13 protein-coding genes are annotated in these 16,882 nt (G+C 70.0%); 7 read left to right on the top strand and 6 right to left on the bottom strand.

Features of this window, described 5'->3' with window-relative positions; genetic code table 11:
- Positions 1-5: 5 nt before the first annotated feature.
- Both ACWH95_RS07950 and ACWH95_RS07945 read left to right on the top strand, forming a co-directional pair.
- The gene (locus tag ACWH95_RS07950) at positions 6-1,346 is read left to right on the top strand and encodes an O-antigen ligase family protein (protein ID WP_136029364.1); all 1,341 of its coding nucleotides are present in this window, start codon (positions 6-8) and stop codon (positions 1,344-1,346) included.
- On the top strand, positions 1,336-2,847 hold the full coding sequence (locus tag ACWH95_RS07945) for a lipopolysaccharide biosynthesis protein (protein WP_454120494.1): 1,512 nt from the start codon (positions 1,336-1,338) through the stop codon (positions 2,845-2,847). Before ACWH95_RS07950 ends, ACWH95_RS07945 begins: the two co-directional genes overlap by 11 nt.
- A 21-nt stretch (positions 2,848-2,868) precedes the next feature.
- On the opposite strand, the gene ACWH95_RS07940 is transcribed toward ACWH95_RS07945, so the two are convergent.
- The 3 genes from ACWH95_RS07940 to ACWH95_RS07930 are packed head-to-tail and all read right to left on the bottom strand — an operon-like array spanning position 2,869 to position 4,797.
- Positions 2,869-3,435, bottom strand: coding sequence for a glycosyltransferase (locus ACWH95_RS07940; RefSeq protein WP_247638306.1), 567 nt, complete (start codon positions 3,433-3,435; stop codon positions 2,869-2,871).
- Positions 3,432-3,881, bottom strand: a complete 450-nt coding sequence (locus tag ACWH95_RS07935) for a glycosyltransferase family 28 protein (protein WP_136029358.1) — start codon at positions 3,879-3,881, stop codon at positions 3,432-3,434. Before ACWH95_RS07935 ends, ACWH95_RS07940 begins: the two co-directional genes overlap by 4 nt.
- Positions 3,882-3,885: 4 nt before the next feature.
- Positions 3,886-4,797, bottom strand: a complete 912-nt coding sequence (locus tag ACWH95_RS07930) for a glycosyltransferase family 2 protein (protein WP_168387168.1) — start codon at positions 4,795-4,797, stop codon at positions 3,886-3,888.
- A gap of 194 nt (positions 4,798-4,991) precedes the next feature.
- Here ACWH95_RS07930 and ACWH95_RS07925 point away from each other — a divergent pair, with 194 nt between their 5' ends.
- The 3 genes from ACWH95_RS07925 to ACWH95_RS07915 all read left to right on the top strand — a co-directional run bounded on the left by ACWH95_RS07925 (position 4,992) and on the right by ACWH95_RS07915 (position 8,733).
- Positions 4,992-6,119 (top strand): Gfo/Idh/MocA family protein, encoded by a 1,128-nt coding sequence (locus ACWH95_RS07925; protein ID WP_205814420.1) that lies wholly within the window; start codon positions 4,992-4,994, stop codon positions 6,117-6,119.
- Entirely contained in the window at positions 6,116-7,012 is an 897-nt protein-coding gene (locus tag ACWH95_RS07920) for a hypothetical protein (protein WP_206251847.1), read from the top strand. The genes ACWH95_RS07925 and ACWH95_RS07920 overlap by 4 nt, the downstream gene beginning before the upstream one ends.
- Positions 7,013-7,131: 119 nt before the next feature.
- Positions 7,132-8,733 carry a family 16 glycosylhydrolase gene (locus ACWH95_RS07915; protein ID WP_454120493.1) on the top strand — a complete coding sequence of 534 codons (1,602 nt, stop codon included), beginning with the start codon at positions 7,132-7,134 and terminating at the stop codon, positions 8,731-8,733.
- Positions 8,734-8,798: 65 nt separating this feature from the next.
- On the opposite strand, the gene ACWH95_RS07910 is transcribed toward ACWH95_RS07915, so the two are convergent.
- The 3 genes from ACWH95_RS07910 to ACWH95_RS07900 form a co-directional block, all read right to left on the bottom strand.
- On the bottom strand, positions 8,799-9,725 hold the full coding sequence (locus ACWH95_RS07910) for a YveK family protein (protein WP_136044637.1): 927 nt from the start codon (positions 9,723-9,725) through the stop codon (positions 8,799-8,801).
- A 99-nt stretch (positions 9,726-9,824) separates the two neighbouring features.
- The gene (locus ACWH95_RS07905; RefSeq protein WP_168443160.1) at positions 9,825-11,153 is read right to left on the bottom strand and encodes a phenylacetate--CoA ligase family protein; all 1,329 of its coding nucleotides are present in this window, start codon (positions 11,151-11,153) and stop codon (positions 9,825-9,827) included.
- Positions 11,154-11,208: 55 nt separating this feature from the next.
- Complete coding sequence (locus ACWH95_RS07900) at positions 11,209-12,381, bottom strand: glycosyltransferase (RefSeq protein ID WP_136037106.1); 1,173 nt, start codon at positions 12,379-12,381, stop codon at positions 11,209-11,211.
- 167 nt (positions 12,382-12,548) lie between these two features.
- Here ACWH95_RS07900 and ACWH95_RS07895 point away from each other — a divergent pair, with 167 nt between their 5' ends.
- The gene (locus ACWH95_RS07895; protein ID WP_136029343.1) at positions 12,549-13,004 is read left to right on the top strand and encodes an adenylyltransferase/cytidyltransferase family protein; all 456 of its coding nucleotides are present in this window, start codon (positions 12,549-12,551) and stop codon (positions 13,002-13,004) included.
- A 237-nt stretch (positions 13,005-13,241) separates the two neighbouring features.
- Entirely contained in the window at positions 13,242-16,859 is a 3,618-nt protein-coding gene (locus tag ACWH95_RS07890) for a fibrinogen-like YCDxxxxGGGW domain-containing protein (protein WP_454120492.1), read from the top strand.
- Positions 16,860-16,882: the final 23 nt, after the last annotated feature.

The raw sequence follows: 16,882 nt of genomic DNA, 5'->3' as shown, positions 1-16,882 counted from the left end.
TCCGCATGGCACTCATCTCTTCACCGAGCCGTTCGCTGATCGCAGCGACCGGTCAAGACCCCAGCCTGGAGGTCGAGCCGAGATCGCTGCCCGCCTGGCCGGTGCTGACCGTGCTGTGGGGCTACCCGCTGTTCTGGCTCCTCGGGATGCTGCCCTTCGCGTCGGTGATCATGGCGGTGCCCATGGTGGCGCTGCTGATCATGCGGCGGCGCATCCTCATCGTCCCCGGCATCCTGCCGTGGATCGGGTTCGTGCTGTGGATGATCCCCTCGGCGCTCATGATCGATCAGCTCGGTCGCGGCGTCGGCCTCGGCGTACGCATCAGCCAGTTCCTCGCGCTGGCGATCATCATGGTCTACATCGTCAACGCGCGCAGCTCGCTCACGCCCAAGCGCATCTTCAACGGGCTGACCTTCATCTGGCTGTTCGTCATCGTGGGTGGCTACCTGGGGATGCTGTTCCCCGAGGTGCAGCTGACCATGACGATCGGTCGGCTGCTGCCGGACGCGATCTCGAGCAACGACTACGTGTCGGAGCTCGTGTTCCCGACCCTCGCCGAGATCCAGACGCCGTGGGGAGCTGCCGAGCCGTTCGTCCGCCCGTCGGCACCGTTCTCGTACACGAACGGCTGGGGAGCGGCGATGGCGGTGCTCACCCCCATCGCGATCGGCACGGCGATCGGCCACCGCACGGCGCGCGCCATGTGGTTCCTGGTGATCGCCCTCGTCGCGGCGATCCCGCCGGCGATCGCGACCACGAACCGCGGCCTGTTCCTCGGCATCGCGGGCGCGATCGTCTACGTCCTGTTCTGCCTGCTGATCCGCGGACGCTTCCTCGCCTTCTTCTGGGTCACGGTGCTGGGTATCGCCGCGGCCGTCATCCTCTTCCTCTCCGGGTTCCTCGACGGCATCGTGGCCCGCCAGGAGACGGTCGACACGACCGAGGGGCGCGGCAATCTCTACGCCGAGACCTGGGAGCGGACGCTGCAATCGCCGGTCATCGGGTGGGGGGCTCCACGACCGAGCACCTGGAGCGAGATCTACGTCGGCACGCAGGGCGCGATCTGGAACGCCATGTTCTGCTTCGGGCTGGTCGGCCTCGTCCTGTTCCTCGGGATGATCGTGATGGGCGCGGTGCGCACGTTCGACGCGCCGAACCTGTCGGCGGTGTGGATCCACGCCAGTGTGGTCGTGGCGGTCGGTCTGTCGATCTTCTACGGCCTGGACAGGCAGCTGGTGTTCGTCGGCATCGCCCTCGCGGTGCTGCTGCGGGAGAAGTATCTCGGCAAGTCCTCGTACTGGACACCACAGCCGACGCCGTTCGCGAAGGCGGCGAATGAAGAGTGAGGGGCTGGCGAAGAGTGGTCTGATCAGCCTGTTCGGCTCCGCTTTCGCCGCCCTCGCCGCCCTGCTGCTCACCGCGATCGTCGGTAACACCCTCGGTGCCGACGGGACCGGTCTGTTCTTCCAGGCCATGGGGATCTTCACGATCCTCACCCAGGTGCTCCGGCTCGGGACCAACAGCGGCATCGTCCGCTACATCGCCGAGCAGCGCGCCTTCCACCGCGCCGGGGCGGAGTGGCGCATCGTGATGTTCGCGGTCGGCCCGGTCGCGGTGGTTTCCGGTCTCGTGTCGCTCGCGATCTGGCTGCTGGCGGATGCGCTCGGAGAGTGGCTGGCCGCGCCGCGCGACGCAGCGGCGATGGCCGATCTGATGCGTGCGATGGTGCCGTATGTCGTGGTGGGCGCCCTGATCGGCGTCCTGCAGATCGCGGCGCGCATGCTTCGGGGCGTCACTGCCTTCACGCTGCTGCAGAGCATCCTGCTCCCGGCCAGCCGGCTGCTGACCGTGCTGCTCGCGGTCTCGGTCGCCGGGGTCGGCGCGTGGGGAGCGTTCGAGGCGTGGCTGCTGCCGCAGCCGTTCTGGCTGGTCGTGACGCTCGTGGTGATCGCGGCGCCGTTCGTGCGCGACTTCCGCCGTCGCCGGGAGAGCACGCCGGGCACGCGACCCACGATGGGCGAGTTCTGGCGGTTCAACGCCCCGCGCACGGTGAGCTCTGGCCTGGAGACCGCGCTCGAGTGGTCGGACGTGCTCATCATCGCCGCCCTCGCCTCGCCCTCCGCCGCGGGCGTGTACGCGGTCATCACCCGTGCCGTGCGCGCGGGCGGCGTGGTCGACAAGGCGATGCGCGTGGCGGTGTCCCCGACGATCTCCGCTCTCCTTGCCCGCGAGAACTACGCCGAGTCCACACGGCTGCACACCAAGGTCGTGCGGGCGATGATCCTGATGAACTGGCCGTTCTACATGCTGCTCATCTCGATGGGTCCCGCGGTCCTCGGTATCTTCGGCTCGGAGTTCCGCTCCGGCTGGGGTCCCATGGTGCTGCTGGCTCTGGCGATGATGTTCCAGACCGCGTGCGGCATGCTGCAGAGCATCCTCCTGCAGGGCGGGAAGAGCACGTGGCAGATGTACAACAAGGCGATCGCGCTGGCTGTGAGCATCGGAGGCAACCTCGCCCTCGTGCCGCTCCTGGGGGTCTGGGGTGCCGCGATCACCTGGGTCATCGTGATGCTGGCCGACAACCTCATCGCCGCCGTGCAGGTGCACCGCCTGATGCATGTGGACCTGCAGCCCTCGAAGCTGCTCGTGCCGATGCTGCCGCCCGTCTTGATCTTCGGCGGGGGCGGACTCCTGTTCACGTGGTTCGCGGGGTCGAGTCTGCTCGTGCTGCTGGTGGCCGGTGTCGTGCTGTGCGCGGTGTACGCCGCCGTGCTGTGGCTGTTCCGGCACGCCCTGCACATCGAGACGCTGTGGCGCCGGATCCCGTTCCTCGGCCGCTGGGCCTGACGGGAGTCCGGCGCCCGAGCGTCAGCGCCGCAGCTTGGTCGCGATGATCGCAGCCCCGCTGCGGAACAGGCGCGGGACGAAGGCGAACCACGGCGCGCGGCGGACCGGCTGCTCGAGCAGGGCGCGCACGGTGTCCGCCCCCGGCGTGGCGATCGTCCCGGGGGCTTCCGCGCCGCCGGAGAGCGCACGGTCGAGCTGGGCGGCGAGTTCAGCGGAGGACAGGGCGCGCCGGATGATCCCGAGCTCGGCCATCTCCGCGCTGAACACGAGCTGGTGATCGTCGACCACCTCGCCGTCTCCGGGCACGCGCGGCACGACGATCGGCACGATGCCGAGGGCACGCATGTCCATCACGCCGCCGGCGCCGCCCTGGAGCACGACCGCGTCGGCCTCCCGGCACAGCGTCAGGAGTTCGGTGTAGGGCAGGATCTCGACGTTCTCGGCGCCGTCGACCGGAGCGGACGGGCCGTGCTGCATCACGAGGCGCACGCCGGGGTTCCGGTGCAGCCACTCCTCCACCCACTGCGAGAGCCGGTCGAAGGGCAGGTGGTACGTGCCGGCGGAGACGACGACCAGCGGCGCGCTCACAGCACGACCCCCACGTTGCGCGACCCGGGGTAGAACCGGCGCATCCGCTCCCACTGCACGAGGAACTCGTCCGCGAACGGGTAGACGAGTCGCCCGCTGAGGCCGGGTGAGGTGATGCGATCGACGGGCTCCAGGTACACCGTCCGCGCCCCGAAGAACCGCGCCTGGGTGAAGAACGGCAGGGCGATGGCCGCGCCGGTCGAGAACACGATGTCGGGCCGCTCCTCGGCCAGCACGCGTCGGGCGAGACCGAAGTTGCGCAGCAGATTCGGCACGTTCCGCACGGTCGGGTAGTGGATCTCGTACACCTTCTCGTCGGCGAGGCGCGAGCGCGCATCCTCCACCGGGAACGTGGCCCAGCACCGCTCGTGCTCGCCCCACCAGTCCCGCAGCGCCAGAGCCTGGGTGAGATGCCCGCCGGAGGAACAGGCGATGAGGATCTTCATGGCGTCAGATCCCCCGGCCGAGCTTCTGGACGACCTTCGTGATCGCCTGCGGTGTCACGAGCTTCCACGAGATGGCGATCGCGAGCGCCGCCTTGACCTGCTTCGGGTTGTGGCGGAGCGCGCGCCAGGCCCACGAGCGGGCCTCCTTGCCCTGCCCGGCCGAGGCCAGGGAGAACGCGACCTGGGCCTCGATGCGACCGAGGGCCGCGGGGATGGTCGCGAAGTCGGGGTGCTTGCGCAGGAGGTACTGCAGGGCCTCGGCGTACGCGGCCCACTTCCCGAAGTAGTACGACTGCCCCGTCCACAGCACGCGCACCAGCGGCTCGTTCACCACGGTCACGAGCCCGAGGGAGGAACCGCGCAACAGGATGTCGTAGTCCTCGCCGTAGCTGCGCGGAAGCTCCTCGTCGATCAGTCCGAGCTCGCCCAGGAGCACCTCGCGCCGGAACATCAGGCTCGACGAGTGCAGGCCGGGGTTGCGGTTGCGCAGGAAGTCCTCGTGAGTGAGGTCATCGGATGGCACACGGCGGACGATGCGGTTGGTGCCGTCGTCGACGACCATGGCGGTGCCGACGATGATCGCCTCCGGCTTCTCCTCGAAGCGGCGCAGCTGCGCGGCGAGCTTGCCGGGCAGCCACTCGTCGTCGTCGTCGAGGAAGGCCACCAGCCGCCCCTCCGCGGCCAGGATCCCCGAGTTGCGCGCGCCGGCGAGTCCGCGGGTGCGGGTGTTCGAGATGCCGCGCACCGTCCACCCTTCCGGCACCTCGACGTCCGGCACCTCGATCGGGCAGGCGTCGAACACGATGACGACCTCTCCCGTGGCCGAGGTCTTCTGCGCGAGCACGCTCTCGACGCCGAGCTTCATCAGCTCCGGTCGGTTGTGTGTCGGCAGGACGACAGAAACATCCAACTGCATGGTCACTCCCCTTGTGTGACGCGTCCGACCCACGCCGTCGGCGTGCGTCGGAATCCCCTGAGATGCACCGGGCCCCATCCCGGCGCGAAGTTCGCACTGCCATCAGCGCGGACTTCGGGTTAGTATAGCGGCTGGCGTCTCTACGGGGAGAGGCGCTTCTGAAGGGGAAACCAACTGGGGAAGGGGATTTCGTCGTGCCAGAAAACACTGACACACGACGTGTTCGGGTCGGAGTCGTCGGCGTGGGGAAGATGGGGCTCTCCCATCTGTCCATCGTCCGGGCTCTGCACAACGTGGAGCTGGTGGGCGTCGTCGACGCCACGGACTACCTGCTCGACGTGCTGAACAAGTACACGGGGGCGCCGACGTACTCGACGCTCGACAAGATGCTCGACGACGCGGCACCGGAGGCGGTGATCATCGCCACGCCGAACGCCTCGCACGCTGCACTCGTCCGCAGCGCGCTCGAGCGCGGTGTGCACGTCTTCTGCGAGAAGCCGCTCACGCTGAGCGCGGCCGAATCGCTCGAGCTCGCCGCGTTGGCCGCCGAGCGGGGGCTCATCGCACAGGTGGGCTTCCACAACCGCTTCATCGCGACGTTCCAGGAGGTCAAGCGCCTGCTCGACGCCGGAGCGCTCGGTCGTGTGACGCACGTCCTGGCCGAGGCCTACGGGCCCGTCGTGCTCAAGCCGAAGGGCTCGACCTGGCGCACCAAGCGGTCGACGGGAGGCGGGTGCGTCTACGACTACGCGGCACATCCGCTCAACCTCGTCAACTGGTACCTGGGCACGCCGGAGCGCGTCCGCGGATCGGTGCTGAACAGCATCTTCTCCGCCGACATCGACGACGAGGTCTATTCCACGCTCGACTACCCCGACGGCCTGAGCGTGCAGCTCTCGGTCAACTGGTCCGACGAGTCCTTCCGGAAGATGTCGACCTCGGTCACGATCTCCGGCTCGCAGGGCCGCATCATCGCCGACCGCCAGGAGTTGCGCGTCTACCTCCGCGAGGGGGCGACGATCCCGGCGGGCTACCGTGCGGGGTGGAACATCTCCTACACGACCGACCTCACCGAGCAGGTCGCCTTCTACCTCCGGGGCGAGGAGTACAGCGCGCAGCTGGCATCGTTCGTCGACGCCATCGCGGCGGGCGAGACGGAGGCGCGGGAGAACGGCTTCGCCGGAGCGGCCGAGACGGACCGCGTCATCGAGTGGATCCTGCAGGATTCCGCTGCCGCTGCGGAGTCCGCACCGGCACCTGCCGTGGTCGCCGCGGCACCCGCGGCGAAACGCGGACTGTTCGGACGCGGGAGGAAGGCATGAGCGAGATGACGACGACGACCATGGACCGGCTGCTGCTGGGCGACAACCAGTTCTTCGGCATCAACCACATGTCGGAGGAGAAGGCGCGGGCGCAGGCCATCCGCTTCCAGGACACCCAGGCGATCATCGACGTGGTCGACATCGCCCTCGACAACGGCATCCGCACCCTCATGTGCACCACGCACGAGCGCATCGCCGAGGTCTGCGATCACATGCGCGCGAACCCGCAGCGGTACGCCGACTACCGCTTCTACCCGTGCATGCCCTACGCGCACAAGTACGCCAACGCGGTGACCGACAACGGCATGCTCGGCGCGCTGAAGCAGTTCCTCCCGGAGGAGGGTCTGCTCAACGCGGCGGTGCGCGGCGGCAAGTCGTTCATGAAGAAGGACATCGAGGGCATCATCACGCTGCTCGTCGACGCGGAGATGAAGATGTTCCAGGGCCTCAACACCCCAGTGGTCTTCCTCCAGAACGTCGTGGTCGACCTGATGCTGGGACTCGGCTTCGACGAGGCCTTCGCGATCTTCGATCGTCACGTGCGCGAGCGCTACAACGCGGAGCCCGGCTTCATCACGATGAACCTGCCGATGCTGCTCGACACGCTCGACCGCGTCGGAGTGAAGAACCCGATCGTGTGCGCGAACATCAACGAGATCGGCTTCCGGATGTCCGGCGGCATCGAGGCGTACGAGCAGGCTCTGCGTGAGCGCCCGTTCCGCCCCGTGGCCATGTCGGTGTTCGCGTCCGGGGCCATCCCGCCGCGGCGCGCCCTGGAGTGGATCCACGACCACGCGAACGTCGAGTCGATCGTGTTCGGCGCGTCGTCGCGGTCGTCGATCGAGAGCACCACGGGAATTGTCAGGGAGCTTTGGGGGAGCGACGCCGTATAGTAGGCGGACAACACCCGTCCACAGGATGCATCGAGGGGGAATGCTCGGCCCGCATCCGCAACCCGGACGGTGCTGTGCGAGCGACCGGTTTGCACAGCACCGTTTCGCTCCCCCTCGAGATGAAACTGAAGACACACACCCGAACCCCCATCCATCGCATCCTCTTCGCCTTCGTCGCCGCGCTCGCGGTCGTCGGGGCATCCGTCGTCGCCAGCGGGCCCGCCGTGGCCGCTGACACCACGATCACCTCGGTGATCCCCCGCGGCTCCGCGGGGTGGTCCTACTACCGGGCCGCGACGCCTCCGCCTGCCGGGTGGCAGACGGCCGCCAACACCTGGAAGACGGGCACGGCACCGCTCGGTGCCGGCACCGGTGTCGGCACCATCGGCACGCTCATCCCCCGCACGTCGGGTCAGCAGCCGATCGCCACGTACGCCACCAAGACCTTCACGCTCACTTCCGATATGCCGGAATGGGCGTGGGTGAACACGTGGGCCGACGACGGCATCGTCATCTGGATCAACGGCGTCGAGATCGGCCGCAAGAACGCCCCCACCGGGCGCATCACCGACAAGAGCTACGCGACCGCCGCTCCGTCGTCCACCGCCGCCCGCAAGAACCCGGTCTCGTTCTCCATCCCGAGCCGACTGTTCCGCACCGGCACCAACACCATCGCCGTGCAGGTGCTCTCCAACTGGCGAGAGACCCACAACATCAGCTTCGACGCCCACCTCGTGCGCGAGGACAAGCCGGCCGTGACACCGCCGCCGAAGCCCACGCCGACTCCGACGCCGACTCCCACGACAACACCGAGCCCGACGCCGAAGCCGACCACCCCGCCGGCGCAGCCGCAGAAGCCGACGACGCCTCCCGCATCGGACGGCAGTGTCCCGGGCTGGGGCGCCCCCACCTGGCGTGACGAGTTCACCTACCGCGACTCCTCCGGCAGCCCCGCGGTCGACCCCGCGAAGTGGAACGTCCGCGGCCAGGACGACCTCGGCCTCCTCTTCGACGCGGCCGTCCCCTCCCGCGACCAGGTGTCGGTGGACGGGAGCGGCGTCCTCCACATCCGCGCCGATTGGCGGACCACCCCCGCGATCCGCCCCTCCACGCAGAGCGGCCCCCGCGAGCTCTGGCACAACACCGGATACCTGGACCAGCGCCGCCTCCAGTCGGATGACGTCAGCATGAGCCAGCAGTACGGTCGGTGGGAGATCCGCGCCAAGACGCCGAGCGGCCCGAACACGTTCGGTTCGCTGGCCGCCTTCTGGCTGCGCAACAACCAGTCCGGAGAGATCGACATCATGGAGGCGTGGGGCTACGACGACGCCGCGGTCCGCGACCAGCGGATCGACACCGCCACGACGACGGTCCACACGCACACCTCGACGCCCTCGGCCAACCAGCGCTACATCTGGCATCACGCCGACTACGGCGCCGCGACACCGGTGTGGAAGGACTTCCACACGTACGCGTTCGAGTTCACGCCGACGTACGCGGCCGTGATCGTCGACGGGAAGCAGCTGCTGCGCGCGACCCCCGCGACCCACCCGAACCTGTGGAACCCGAACTACTTCGGCTCACCGCTGCACATGCGGTTGAACCTCCACGTGGGTCCGTCGACGACCTACTGGGGCCTCCCCAACCCGGCCGACAAGGCGGCGACCCAGAACCTCGACTTCCAGGTCGACTACGTGCGGGTCTGGAGCTACGCCGGCTGACGGGACAAGCGAAGAGGGCACCGGGTCGTCATGACCCGGTGCCCTCTTCGTCTTCTGGTGGCGTTTCAGCGCCGCGAGGTCGTGTGCCCGCGTTTCGGAGCTCCGATCGGACGCGAGACCGGCAGCCCCGCGTCTTCCGGCTCCAGCAGCCGGTCGTCCTCATCGAGGGCGACGTCGTCGTGCTCCGGCACCTCTTCGGTGTCGTCGGCATCGTCGGCGTCGACCTCGTCAGCGACACTGCGCTTGTAGCTGGCGCCCGGTCCGTTGCGCACGCGCGACACGATGAGCGCAGCGATGGCGCCGACGAGGATGCCGAGGAAGAGACCCGCGGCGATGAAGACCAGCACCGAGGGCCGGTTCGACTTCTGCGGCGGATCGGCCGGCGTCACGAGCGTGCCCGAGTAGAACGGCGTCGCGGTGATCCGCGCCTGCTGGTCGAGCAGACCCTGCAGCTGGAGCTGCGTGGCAGCCCGCTCGCTGCTGTCGATGGGCTGCGAGTCGACGACGGCCTGCAGCTGCGCGATGGAGTCCCCCAACTCCGCCGTGGTCTGCTCGACGACGGCACGCGCGTTGTCGGTGCGCTGAGCACCGTACGCCTCAGCGAGCGCGTTCGCCCGGTCGGCCGCCTCCTGCGGCGTGTTCGCGGTCACCTGGAAGCTCAGCACCTGCGAGTTCCGCGGCACGTCGATCACGGTGTTGTTGCGCAGCGCCTCGATCGACGTGTCGTCGAGGTCTTCCACGGCGCGCTTGAGCACGGCCGTCGAGGTCGCCACGACCTTCTCGGTCTCCATGTTCACCGTGTTGAAGCTCGATCCGGTCGAGAGCACGCTGATCGGCTCGACCGTGTGCTGCGCTTCCGCCGTGTACTTCTGCGGATAGATCAGGAAGATCCCGAAACCGACCAACGCGAACGCGACGATCGTCCCCACCAGGACCATCCACGACTGCATGACCCCTCGATAGAGGTCTTCCAATGTCCAGTGTGTTGCCACTTGTGCACTCCCCCAATGCGGCGCCCGACACGTCGTCGGGCGCAGAACGGCGTAAGTCTAGTACTCGGTCCTGTTCAGGAGCCGTGAGCGTTACGCGCCTCAGGGGGCGTCGGGAGCGTGCGAGATCACGAGCCGAGCCTTGCCGCCCTGGCTCTCGATGCTCTCGACCTCCATCGCCGACACCGCGACGGCGTCATCATCGAGCAGCGTGCGCAGGGCACGCACCGCTGTCGCGGCGGCATCGCGCGCCCCTCCCGGCGTCGTCGGGACGTAGCGGATCGTGACCGCGTAGTCCGCCGCCTGCACGACCTGCATCTGCCGGATGGCTCCGGGGTCGCCGAGGAACAGCCCGCTCAGGCCTCCCGTGATGCGGCGCCCCGACGGGGTTCGCACCACATCGGCCAGTCGTCCCTGCACGGGGGCGATCCGGGGGAAGACCCGCCCGCACGCGCACGCGCCGTCGAGTCGCCGTGATCGGTCCCCCATCTCGTACCGCACGAGCGGGAACACCTCGTTGCTGAAGTCCGTGACGACGACCGAGCCCTCGGTCCCCGCATCCACCGCACGCCCCGCGTCGTCGACGATCTCCACCAGGCGCTGATCGCCCGCGACGTGGAGTCCCTCGTGCTGCTCGCACTCGGCCGCGATCCAGGGGATCTCCGCCGAGCGGTAGGTGTCGAACACGGGAGCACGGAACACCGACTCGAGCAGGGCGCGCTGCCCCGGCTGCAGCATCGCCGCCGTGACGGAGACGGCCGACGTGGGCAGCGTGCGCCCCGTCCGCGCCAGGTGCGTCGCGACGGCCGTCGCGCCCTCGACATAGGCGACGAGCAGCCGCGGACGCACCCGCTGCCAGTCGCGGACGAACGTCTCGATCGCGTCGTCCGTGATCGCCCGCGCATCGAGGTGCAGGTGGCGACTCGGCCACCACTGCGCGGCGTACACCAGCGCCTCCCTGCCCTGCCGGAGGCGTCGATAGATGAAGGCCATGTCGTCCGCGGGATGCACGCCCCACCAGCGGTAGATCCGCCACCACATCGCCGCGGTCGGGGCGGCCTGGTCGTTGCGCACCCGCAACGGCGACCCGGTGCTGCCACCCGTCTGCGACACCAGCGCGCGCGAGGAGGGCACCGTCGTGGAGAGCACGGCATCCCCCGCATCGCGCAGCGCGGCCTTGGTCACCACCGGCAGCGCGGAGAAGTTGCCCGCTTCCGCGACGTCCTCCCGACCGAACCCCGCCCCCGCGTACAGCTCGCGATAGAACGGCGACGAGTCGAACGCGTGCAGCGCGATGCGGGTCGCCGCGCCCCGCGACAGCTCCTCGAAGGCCGCGCCCCCCAGACGTTCATTGCGGACCATCACCTCGAAGGCGCGTCGGTCGTTCCGCATCAGCAGACGCGTCTTGGCGTCGAAGATCGCTCTTTTCACCACTCCCCCAGCAGCCCGGCCCCCTGCCGGTCAGGTCCATGGTAGAGCGCCGGCCTCAGAGCTCGCCCGGTTTCATCACCTCGACGTCGATCGCGCGGATCACGCGCTGCGCCGCGGTGTCGGTCTCGGGCTCCGCGCTCTCGCCACGACGGCGACGCTGCGGCGCGTACACGACGAGCGAATGGAAGAGGAAGCGCGCGAAGAACGCCACGATCAGCGACAGGGCCGTGGCCAGCACGCTGGAGATGTGCCAGGTCTCGACCATGAGCGCCATGACGGGGATGCGCAGCGCCGCCTCGACGTTGTTGAACGCGAAGGAGCTCGCGAAGCGGATGCCGAGCGCTCGGGCGTCCGTGCGCATGTCGGCGAACACGAAGCGCTCCTGCAAGAGGAAGTTGCCGATGATGGTGACCTCGGCGCCGATGATCGCCGCCCAGACGTACGGCACGCCCGCGGCCGTCAGCGCCCACATGATGCCGAGGTTCGCCACGGCCCCGATGACGCCGATCAGCGCGAAGAGCGACATCTTCCCGAAGCGCAGCCGAGCGAGATGGGCGATGAACGTGGCGCCCTGGCGGATACTCGCCTTCGACGTCCCGTGCCGCCGCTCGGCGAACTCCATCGGCACTTCGGCGATGCGCAGGTCGTTGCGCGCCAGGATCTCCAGCAGGATCTTGAACCCCTGCGGCTTCAAGCCGTCGAGGTCGAGGCGCGACCGGTCCACGAGGAAGAAGCCCGTCATGGGGTCGGTGCTGCGGGCCAGCCGGATGGGGAACATGGCCCTGGTCAGCCACGTGGCCGCGCGGGACACCCCGAAGCGCAGCGCCGTGCCGAGGCCGCTGGTGTCGCCGCCGCCGATGTAGCGCGATGCCGCGACCACGTCCGCCCCGCCCTCGGCGTGCCGGTCGAGGAGCGCGGGCAGCAGCTCGGGCGGGTGCTGGAGGTCGCCATCCATCACGATGCAGAGGTCAGCGGCTGCGGCGTGCAACCCGAGCACGACGGCACCGCCGAGCCCGCCGGTGTTCTCGGCGCGATGGATCACCCGCACCGGGAGCGGCGCGTCGACGGCCACGCGTTCGACCTCTGCGACGGTGTCGTCCGAGCTGTCGTCCACGAACAGGATCTCCGCCTGCCGCCCGGCAAGCGCCGCCGCCGTGCGCGCCACGAGCTCGGCGACGTTGTCGCGCTCGTTGAACGTCGGCACGATGACCGTGACGGCTGGCCCCACTCGAGTCCCCTTCGCTCGGCAGGCACCGCGCCTGCGCGCTCCATCGTTTCACGCCGACCTATGGGCGGGGAAACCCGCGTCTGATAGACTCTGGCAGCGCGGCTGTGGGAGTCGCATTAAGTGGGTGGGGATCCGCTTAACTGGGGATTTAGTGATCTGGGGAGATCATGGGGACGCGTATCGGCTATGCCGTCGGAGCATTCGACCTTTTCCATGTGGGGCATCTGAATCTGCTCCGGCATGCCAAGCAGCACTGCGACATCCTGATCGCGGGCGTCGTGAGCGACGAGATGCTGCGGCAGGTCAAGGGCATCGAGCCGGTCATCCCGACCGCCGAGCGCGCAGAGATCGTCAAGCACATCTCGTTCGTGGACGACGTCTACATCGAGACCACGCCCTCGAAGATGGACTCCTGGAGAGACGTGCAGTTCACGCACTTCTTCAAGGGCGACGACTGGCGAGGCACCGACAAGGGCCTGCGCCTCGAGCGCGAGTTCGCCGAGGTCGGCGTCGAGGTCGTCTACTTCCCGTACACCGCGCACACGTCGAGCTCCGCGCTCCGTCGTGCGCTCGACGCCATCACCGCCAACGCGGCCGGCGCCGCTACGGCGTCCACGCGCTGACGCGACGCGACCCTTCGGGGGCGGACACCGGCGTCCGCCCCCGAAGCGCGCCACTCGTGCCATGAACCGAGGAGTGCGCAGGACTCCGAGCGTGCCGGCGGCATGCTCGGACGCAGCGACCTAGGCGCCGTCCGACCCGGGACCCCCACCGGGAGCGACGCCGAGCCCGCGCTCCGCCGCGGATCACTCCGGAAGGACACGATGCGAACCGACGCGATTCGGTGGGGGAACAGATCTGTGCGCACGCTGGTGGCGCTGGCCGCCGCGGCCACGCTGGTCGGCTCTCTGCTCGCACCCCTGTCGGCGCCCTCCGCGCGCGCCGCCGGGACCGGGAGCGCAGCTCCCGACGGACGCACCGCCGAGACCGCCGCCGCATCGTGCTGGGAGATCAAGCAGAACGACCCCGATTCGGACGACGGCGTCTACTGGCTGGTCACGCCGACGCTCGTCGCTCCGCAGCAGTTCTACTGCGCTCAGGAGGAGTACGGCGGCGGATGGGTGATGATCGGGCGTGGCCGCGAGGGGTGGAGCGAGGACTACGCCGGGCAGGGCGCACCGACGCAGCTCGCCGAGACGCCGGACGGCCCCGGCGCCTTCACCCCGATCCAGCTTCCGGCGAAGACCGTGGACGGCCTCCTCGACGGGGGCCGGGTCGACAAGCTCGCAGACGGCGTGCGGGTGCACCGCGCCTCCTCGATCGACGGGACCTACGGTCAGGAGGTGCGCTTCCGCATCCAGCAGCGCGACCGCTGGACCTGGGCGCTGGGCGGCGCCAACCCCGTGCGCGACTGGGTGTTCGACGGCACGAGCGGCACCGGTGGGAGCACCCGGACCTTCGGGGAGGGTGACGGGTGGCATGTCTCGTCGTTCGTCCGCCGCTCGACGCACAAGAAGAAGGCGGGGTGGGCGTACGGCCGCACGGTGACCGGAACCGGCGACAGCTCGTCGTACCTGTGGGCTCCGGCGGGCGAGGGCTACGCGATCCCGTTCGCGCAGGTCTTCGTCCGCCCGAAGCTCCGGCTGTCCGATCTCTCGTTCCCGACGGCACCCGTCACCGGCACGCCCGCCGCAGCCGTGCGCGCCCTCCCCCGCAGCACCGCGATGAAGACGCAGTGGGGTGTGGCCCAGTCGGCGGAGGACGAGGACCGGAGTGCCGCCGTGCGCGCCTTCGGGCAGGCGGGCGCGAGCGTGTTCGTCGGCGGCGACTTCCGGTACGTGCAGCGCACCGAGTCGGGGATCGGTCGTGCGGAGCAGCCGTACCTCGCGGCCTTCGATGTGACGACGGGCGAATGGCTCCCGCGATTCCGACCGGACCTGGACGGCGAGGTGACCGCCATGACCACCCTGCCCGACGGTCGCCTGGCGATCGGCGGCCGGTTCACGACCGTCGACGGCGCGCCGCAACCGGGGCTCGCCCTGCTCGACCCGAGCACCGGCCGCCTGGCCGGCCCCCAGGTGACGGTGGAGCAGCGCGAGACCGCGCGCACACCGGCGGTGCTCGGCCTCGACGTGCACGGCGACGAGCTCTACCTCGCAGGGTCGTTCACCCACCTGTCCGCCGCGGACGCCGACGCCGCGACGCCCGCGCACAACGGCGGACGGATCGACCTCGCCACCGGTCTCCCCGACCCGGAGTGGAACCCCGGTCTGAACGGCACCGCGCTGGCGATCGACGCGTCCGACCTCGGCGACCGCGCCTACGTCGCCGGGTACTTCACGGCGACGCGCACCACCCCGACCCGGAGCGCGGCGGCGCTGACGACCGCGCCGGGTGCCGCTCCGGTGTCTCCCCTGTGGGCACCGGCGTTCAGCGCGACCGGAGTCCCTGCACGCGCCGTGGTGGAGACGGGCGGGCGCGTCTACCTCGGTTCCACGCGCCGCTCGATCGCCGCGTACGACCACGCCACCTTTCGCGTGCTCACCGGGTCGACGGCCTCGGGCGGCTCCGACATCCGGAGCATCCTCGCCGCCGGAACGGTGGTGATCGGCGGCTGCGCGTGCGGGCGCTACACCTACCAGTACCAGGGTGAGACGCTGAAGCGGAAGACGCGCAAGATGCGGGCGAGGGCGCTCCAGGTCGATCGCCTCGACGGCCTGGGCGCCTGGGATGGGGCTACCGGCGTCTTCCTCCCCGACTGGGCGCCGCGGCTCGGCTTCGCGGGTCACCTCGGCGTGCAGCGCAGCTTCGTCGACAGCGCGGGAGCGCTGTGGGTCGGCGGTGACCTCGACCGCTCGGTCCGCGCCGGCGGATCGACGCAGTGGTCGGGTGGCTTCGCCCGGTTCGCCCCGGGGGACAGCACGCCGCCCACCACACCGGGGCCGATCACCTCCACCCCGGTCGCGGGCGGCGAGCAGGCCGTGCTCACCTGGGGCGCGTCGACCGACACCACGGACGTCGTCTACGAGGTGCTGCGCGGGGACCGTGTGGTCGCCACCACCACGGCATCGACCTACACCGTGCCGATCACCGCCGACCCCACCGCGTACCAGGTCAGAGCGCGTGACACCGCGGGCAACCGATCGGCGGGCACCGCGGCCTTCGTCGTGCAGCCCCCCTCCCCGGCCGACCTCACGTTCATCGGCGACCGCGACACCTGGGCGTGGCGCTCCTCGGCGACCGCCCCTCCCTCCGACTGGACGACGCCGGGCTTCGACGACTCCTCCTGGCACACCGGGTCCGGACTGTTCGGCGCCGGGGTGCGGGGTGCAGCCACCACGCTCAGCCGTGGGGGCGGGCGACCGCTGAGCGCGCAGTTCCGCAAGTCGTTCGAGGTGCAGAACGCTGCCACCGTCACGAACGCACGCGTCTCCGTGATCGCCGACGACGGCGCCGTGCTCACACTCAACGGCACCGAACTCGGACGCATCCGCATGCCGGACGGACAGGTCACCGCGGACACGCTCGCGACGCAGGCCGTCTCACCGCCCGAGGCGGCCGGGGGAAGGGTCGTGATCCCGATCCCCGCGGACGCCCTGATCGAGGGCACGAACGTGCTCGCCGTCTCGGTGCACACCGCCGACCGTGCACGGCCCGCCCTCGGATTCGACCTGGCCCTCATCGGCGAGCGCGCTGCCCCACCGCAGCCCGTCGCCGGCCTGTCCGCGACGAGCACCGCCGACACGATCGCCCTCACGTGGCGCGCCCCGGCCGGGGGCACGGCCCCGGCGTCGTACGTGATCCGCCGTGACGGGAAGCAGGTGGGCATCGTCGCCGCGCCGACCGTCGCGTTCTCCGACGGAGACCTCGCCGCCTCGGCGGGACACCGCTACACCGTGGTCGCCGTCGCGGCCGACGGACAGGCCTCGACCGCGGCGACCCTTCAGGCCAGCACCACGGCGGACGCGCCCATCGCGATCGCGAACGGTTCCGCGTGGTCATGGCGGTACACGAACGCCGCCCTCCCCGCCGGATGGAACACGCTCGGCTTCGACGCCTCGGGATGGGCGACGGGCGCGGCGCTGCTCGGCCGGGGTGCGCGCGTCGCGACCGACATCGATCCCGGCCATCAGTCGACCTCGCCGATCAGCGCCCAGTTCCGCCACGAGTTCACCGTCACCCACCCCGCCACCGTGCGAGACGGCACGGTCACGGTGATCGCCGACGACGGCGTGGTCGTGTATCTCAACGGCGTCGAGCTCGGCCGGGCGCGCATGCCGGGCGGCGCGATCGGCCAGAACACGTTCGCCTCGGCGTCGGCGGCTGCTCGGGGCGCCTCGGCACGCCGCGTCTCGTTCGTCGTTCCCGCCCGCCTGCTGGTGAAGGGCACGAACGTGCTCGCCGCCTCGGTGCACGCCAACTACCGCACCACACCGGATCTGAGCTTCGACCTCGCCATGACCATGGCTCGCGGCTGACCTCACGCCGCACCCCGCCCCCC

The organism is Microbacterium sp. NPDC055502, assembly GCF_053643635.1.
This window is presented reverse-complemented; position numbering and strand designations above follow the sequence as displayed.